Genomic DNA, 6,645 nt, shown 5'->3' with positions numbered 1-6,645 from the left:
TTCTGCTCAAGTGGGACCACGGTCCCAGCTGGCTGACCGGCGGAGAATGCATGGACTAAGTGGGACCACGGTCCCAGCTGGCTGATCGGCGGAGAGTACATTGACTAAATGGGACCACGGTCCCAGCTGGCTGATCGGCGGAGAGTACATTGACTAAATGGGACCACGGTCCCAGCTGGCTGACCGGCGGAGAATGCATGGACTAAGTGGGACCACGGTCCCAGCAGGTTGATCGGCGGAGAATGCATGGACTAAGTGGGACCACGGTCCCAGCAGGTTGATCAGCGGAGAATACATGGACTAAGTGGGACCACGGTCCCAGCTGGCTGACCGGCGGAGAATGCATGGACTAAGTGGGACCATGGTCCCAGCTGGCTGATCGGCGGAGAGTACATTGACTAAATGGGACCACGGTCCCAGCTGGCTGACCGGCGGAGAGTGCATGGACTAAGTGGGACCAAGGTCCAAGATAGCTGATGGAGAATAATTAGAGGAAAATATGGAAAGGGTAACCAACAAATAAAAAAGGGTAATTATGGTGAAGAATTTCTGAAGTTAAAATCCTTCACCGCTCGGTATATTATAGGGCTGTAGCTCCCAGCTCTTTCAAAATGGCTTCAATTCTTTCAATACATTCTGCAGGCAAGCGCGTTCTGTCGAGGTTCAATATGACTTTATCACCCTTGTAGAGCACAGATGCACCTGGTGCGTATTGATGCCGCGAGCTGAGATTAGATCTGACCACTGGGGTATTTTTCAGAACAGCGTTCAACAGAGAAATGACTTCATCGGCTTCAAAAATCACTCCCGCTTTCTTTTGACCATGCAGGTCAGCAGCCTGTTTTATCAGTAACTCTTCTTTATCGGCAAAAGCTTTAAAAAGGGCTTCACCAGCCCGGGCAGACAGTTCTCCAGGATGAGAGAAGAGAGCGACAACCGATTTGGGCAGTCTGGATGTATTGATACAGCGACTGATAATCTTGCGCGAGATGTTTTCGGCATCGGCAAGTGCAGTGATATTGCCGGCAAATTCATTCTGCAGCCGATTTGCATAGCGATGGCCACGTTCATAAGCACTGGTTGGACGATAGTCATTACCTAGCCGTGACAACGCGGCCATTTGCTCTTCATCAAGGTCACCTACCAGGATCCGATAATCACTGGATGTCAGGATGGCAGCTTTGCGCCGGCGGCTGCCATCCGCAATCTCAATAACACCTGAAACACGGCGCCCGAAAGCAGGTGTTTGCTGGCCTGCCAGTAAGAAAGAAGGGATCAGGTCGTCCAGAGCGTCTTCTGTCAGAAGCTCCTGATCACGTTCATTACCTGACCAGACTCGGGAGTTTTCTTCAACCGAGCTACCTGGGATGACTTCGAGTGTAAATTTGACCTCTCGCCCACATACAGGCAGGGCGATTGCATTACCCCGGGCCATTGCCCCAACACGGGCAATCAACGAATCAACCATTGGCGCGGCCGGAGCAGGGGGCGTTGACACTTCCGCAGGTGCAGTACTCGCAGTATGTTTTGGAATAACAGGTGCGCGTTTCATTATCTAATCTCCCAACGTGGTTTAATCAGGCGATCAAAAATTTCGTTGCAAACAGGCTCCCAGATAGACAGTGCATTACGCCAGGCTCCTGTGGAAGAACGCTGATCGATAGCCTGTTCGAAAACCGTTCTCATACGGATCTGACCTTTACCGACTTCATCTGTCTCGCGGACAACATTTTTCAAAACCATACTTCCCCAGGCATCTCGGATCTGCTCTTCCATCCAGGGAGACTGCGAACCATTGTTGTTAGAGTACTTAGTTAACAGGATGCGGACATCCGGCTCAAATCCTTTCAGATCAACGTTCTTCAATAAGTCGCGCAGCATGTCAAAAAACTGAAGCGCGGAGGTGTAATCGAATAATTCAGCAGGTGTCGGAACTATCAGTACGTCGGCGGCACAAACCACATTGATCGTACCTATACCCAGGTTGGGTGCGCTGTCGATCACGATGACATCATAGTCGTGAGCTACTGTTTCTATGGCTAAACGTAGCATCAGATGCGGATCGGTTGGCAGTTTTCCTTCATCAAACTTCCCCATCAACTCGGTTTCAATCCGATGTAATGCCAGGCAGGATGGAATGATATCGAGACCTGGCCAGCAGGTAGGTTTTACCGCATAGCTGGCATCATCTTTTTCGCCAAGATAGAAGGGGAGTAATGTGTCTTCAGCATGAATATGGAGATCGGGGACCCATCCGTGATACATCGATGCTGTTCCCTGTGGGTCGTTGCCTTCAACAAGCAAAACACGTAACCCTTTCAGAGCAAGATCCTGAGCAAGGTGAACAGAAACCGACGTTTTATAAACGCCACCTTTGTGAGCAGCTACACCGATAACCGGTGGGAAGGCATCTTCTGAACGCCGCAGACGGGTACCAAAAACATCCCGCATGTGGTTGATTTGTTCGATGGTATAGCCGACACGTTGTTCAACTCTGCCGCGGGTTTCAAGATCGGGGTGTGGCAGACGGCCAGCTTTCTCTGCATCCCTGATAGCCTGAGATGATACCCCAACTAAATCAGCGGCTTCACCTATCCTCCAGCGGCGGGTAATTTTGCGTGCCTCAGGGCTGTCATCATTGAACTGGGCAATCGCGATTGCTTTTGTCATTTCATGGCCAGCGGTTATGCACTGGTTAAGCGTATCCATTAATCCCATTGAGCATCCTTTAATCATTACTTTGCATAATTTTATTAAATCTTGGAATTTAATGCAAAGCAATAATAAAAACGCAAAGCGAACATAAACATGCAAAGTTGCTCACAAAACAGGCAATTATCAATCCGGGTTAGATGAGATCTCACGGATACTGCATACCGCAGTCAATAATGGCTACTGCCGCTCGCCGCAGAACGCTTTCTCGCTCTGTGAGAAAGCGTTGAGGAAGCGGAAAAGAGCTGATCTTACTGGAAGCACTGTCGCGCTGATGCCAATTTCGCACACCAAATCTTTCCTGTTGTGAATATTCACTGTGGTATGCAATATATTGACTGGGGTATGGAATTTCATTATTCAGAGAGATCAGCACATGCCGATGCAGATCACATACTACAGTCAAGATTCGATCTGGTAGGGGGGATAGTGCAAGATCATGACGATGAACTCACAGCGAGGTGTATTTAGAATATCACACCAGGTGACAGACTTACGTCACCTGGTGTGGGTAGGTCTGACAGGGTTATTAATAGTGTCGATCCAATAAATGATCCTACAGAGATCATAGTGAGATCATAAGAGATCCCCGGATCGCCAGAGACGCTGTTCTGCCTGGCCTTAGGGGGGATCAGCATTGACTATAGTGTGTTAAATGTTGACTGACGTATGTATTATCTAATACTGTGATATGCAACGGTATTTACTGAGGTATGTATTTCCGTTGACTGAGATATGCATTTATACTTGCCTTTGTGGATAACTGTCGGGATCAAAGATGACGAGCGAAAATAATAGCTTACCTCTGAATCTGCAGGAGGTTGATAAGAAAACCGGTGAAGTTGTTAAGCTGGATGTCAACAGCACCAGTACCGTTCAACCCGTTGCACTCATGAGGCTTGGTCTCTTCGTTCCTACGCTGAAATCGACAGGAAAGAGTAAGGCTAACCGTAAAAACGTCACAGATGCGACTGAGGAGCTTGTACAGCTATCTATCGCGAAAAGCGAAGGGTACACCGACGTCAGGATCACAGGATCGCGTCTGGACATGGATACGGACTTTAAAGTCTGGCTTGGGATCATTCGCTCCATGTCAGAGTATGGCGTAAAAAAAGACACGCTGGAATTGTCATTTGTTGAGTTCGTTAAGATGTGTGGTTTTGATTCGCGCCGTTCTAACAAGAAAATGCGCGACCGTATCAGTAACTCTCTGTTCAAACTGGCGACCGTCACGCTGAAGTTCCAGAGTGACACCAAGGGCTGGACCACACACCTGGTGCAGTCAGCTTACTATGACATCAACGAAGATATCGTAGAGATCAAGGCCGAACCCAAACTCTTCGAGCTCTACCACATGGACCGGCGAGTACTGCTGCGGTTGAAGGCGATCGACGCCCTGCAGCGTAAAGAGTCTGCGCAAGCCTTGTATACCTACATCGAAAGCTTGCCTCAGAACCCGGCGCCAATCTCCATGAAACGTATGCGGGACCGGCTGAATCTCACCTCAAACGTGTACACGCAGAACCATACCGTTCGCAAAGCGATGGAGCAGCTGCGGGATATCGGATATCTGGATTACACCGAATTCAAACGCGGACGGGCCGCCTATTTCAGCGTGCACTATCGCAACCCGAAACTGATCAGCAGTACAGTGAAGTCGGCTCGCAAAGAAGAAGAGGAGCTGTCTCCTGAGCAGAACTATGATGAGGTCATTAAGGCTTTGAAAGCCGCGGGTATTGATCCTCAGAAGCTTGCCGAAGCGCTCACCAGTATGAAGTCAGAAAATTGACTGTAGTATGCAAAAAATCACTGCGGTGTGCTCTTATTCGCTGTTATTGACTGTGATACGTATCACGCATAGCGCAGTCAATATACCTTTCTTTATTCCTCATGCTTCCCCCCATTAAATTGACTGTAGTATGCGATTTAATACTAAAAAACACTGATATTGACAGCGGAATGCGCTTCTGGCGGGTAATTCGTTCCATGTATTGACAGCGAGATGATGGCCTGCACGCCGCAGTCAATTTTCCTGCTGTTGGCTGATGTTGAAGTTAAATGAAGGCCTGCGTGACGTGCTGGTCCACCCTGAGCAGGGAAAGGCTAACGCACAGTCCGGAGTCATACCTTCTGAATAAGTTCGTCAGCTGCCTGGGCTACACGAAAATTTTTCCTTCCTTGTTTCACTGGTTTCTGCAGGACCAGGGCCGGTTTCACTCTGAGGATGTGAATCGTAAAAAGGAACTGCATGTCCGGTTCAACCGATTCGAGCTGCTGTCATAGCAAAGTAGGTCAACGCATTTTCTGAGTTGTTTTGCCTCACTGGTCGAAGCCGGACTTTGTGCGATCAAGATAACTGGACCGATGCAATCATGCTCTGTTTAGAACATATTGTCTGCGGTATGAGGAAGCGGAAAAGCATCCACGGAAGACGGAACTGGCGATACTCTGTAAATACCCATAGGTGCCGCAGTCACACCGCCATATCGATGCAGTGCGCAGGAAAGAAAAAGTGTGGGCGGCAGTCTACGCTGCCCGTGAGTATTTCAGGGTATCTTCCATGACTGCGGTATGCGCTCATTCGGAATGTGCGCCTGGTAACCCGGGGGGAGGGTTACAAGCGTGCAGGAGTGAGGCGGACTACTCAGAGAATCCGGGACCCGGCAGTTCGATGAGATCTTATCTGAACATCAATAGAGGATATCCTTTGCTCAGGTAATCTCCGGTGTAGCGTCTCTGACTCATATGAATGCCTGTTCTCGCCGGCAGCCGGCAGCCGGCAGCGCAAACCTGAAATCAGGTTGCCGGGGGCAGGGCGCGCAGAATATCCGCCGCATCACGACCATCGCCGGTAAACGGGACGGCAAGGGTTGCTGCCAGCTCCAGTGCAAATACGCGGGTGTAGACTTCCATCGAGCGCGGATCCTTATGACCGACCAGTGCCTGAATGACCTTTTTAGGCTGCCGGTGATAGAGCATGTGCATGATGTAGCTGTGCCGAAATGTGTGCGGTGTCACCGGGATCGAAAAGTGGACCCCGTCGGCGCCGGCACGGCTCACGGCCTTCTTCAGCCAGTTACGCATAGTCTCATCGCTCACACCCCATAATGGCTCCCGCCGGCGGGGGCGGGTGGTGACCATCCAGCTTTCCATTTGTCGAACAAAACTTTCGTCAGTCAGCGGAACCAGACGCACTTCATCCTTTGGAGGCCGACCGCGGCGCGCACGCACTTTTTCAGACAGCACCCGGACAAAAGGGCGGAGTCCATCCATATCAAAAGACTCCGGTGTCAGGGTCTTCGCTTCACCGATGCGCATGCCAGTGTTCCACATCGTGGCGAACAACATGTGATGGCGTTGATCGGGCATATAAAAGAGCAGGGCGCTCACTTCCGGCGCAAGCAGGTAAGCCGGCGTGACACCGGTGGAGGTGGCCATGCGCCGGAGTGCGACCGCGGTCGCAAAATCGACCCCCGGAGCAATGGGCAACAGGGAGACGCAATCTGGTGAATTCTGCAGGGGAATGATGCTGTTCATGAGTTATTTTTCACGTAGCGCACGACGGGTTTGGAAGCCGCTATTCTGGCCTGAAACGGCAGATCCTGCCATGACAATAAATCGCAGCGCGCGGATCCTTTTGTTGGTTTTACCCGCATTATTGCGGATTAAACCAAACACGTAAAGGATCCTTTCTGGCGCCAGATCCTGCGCAAAGCCAGATATGGCAAGGGCTGCAGGCCATCTGAAGCATTTTGGGAAAAATGGGGTAATGCCAGGACTAACAGGATAGGAGAAAATAGAGAGGTGAATTGGAAGAGGGAAGGTGCGCTACGTGAATTGAATCGCCACGGATAATCTAGACACTTCTGAGCCGTTGATAATATAGGTTTTCATATTCAGCCGGTGGCATCTGCTCGCTCGAACCATGCCGAC

5 protein-coding genes are annotated in these 6,645 nt (G+C 50.3%); 1 reads left to right on the top strand and 4 read right to left on the bottom strand.

Features of this window, described 5'->3' with window-relative positions; translation table 11 throughout:
• Positions 1–580: 580 nt before the first annotated feature.
• Positions 581–1,552, bottom strand: a complete 972-nt coding sequence (locus ACI2JR_RS27685; protein ID WP_462480031.1) for a ParB/RepB/Spo0J family plasmid partition protein — start codon at positions 1,550–1,552, stop codon at positions 581–583.
• Entirely contained in the window at positions 1,552–2,718 is a 1,167-nt protein-coding gene (gene sopA / locus ACI2JR_RS27680) for a plasmid-partitioning protein SopA (protein WP_064349905.1), read from the bottom strand. The genes ACI2JR_RS27685 and sopA overlap by 1 nt, the downstream gene beginning before the upstream one ends.
• A gap of 772 nt (positions 2,719–3,490) precedes the next feature.
• Between sopA and ACI2JR_RS27675 the strand changes: the two genes are divergently transcribed.
• Complete coding sequence (locus tag ACI2JR_RS27675) at positions 3,491–4,501, top strand: RepB family plasmid replication initiator protein (RefSeq protein ID WP_462480030.1); 1,011 nt, start codon at positions 3,491–3,493, stop codon at positions 4,499–4,501.
• Between the two features lie 1,007 nt (positions 4,502–5,508).
• Here the strand turns inward: ACI2JR_RS27675 and ACI2JR_RS27670 are convergent.
• Positions 5,509–6,249 (bottom strand): tyrosine-type recombinase/integrase, encoded by a 741-nt coding sequence (locus ACI2JR_RS27670; RefSeq protein ID WP_462480029.1) that lies wholly within the window; start codon positions 6,247–6,249, stop codon positions 5,509–5,511.
• 3 nt (positions 6,250–6,252) lie between these two features.
• Positions 6,253–6,390, bottom strand: a complete 138-nt coding sequence (locus ACI2JR_RS27665; RefSeq protein WP_462480028.1) for a hypothetical protein — start codon at positions 6,388–6,390, stop codon at positions 6,253–6,255.
• Positions 6,391–6,645 lie beyond the last annotated feature (255 nt).

Source organism: Klebsiella sp. NPDC088457, from assembly GCF_044900465.1.
GTDB lineage: Bacteria > Pseudomonadota > Gammaproteobacteria > Enterobacterales > Enterobacteriaceae > Klebsiella.
Note: the sequence above shows the minus strand (reverse complement) of the source record. Positions and strands in the feature narration are given on the sequence as shown.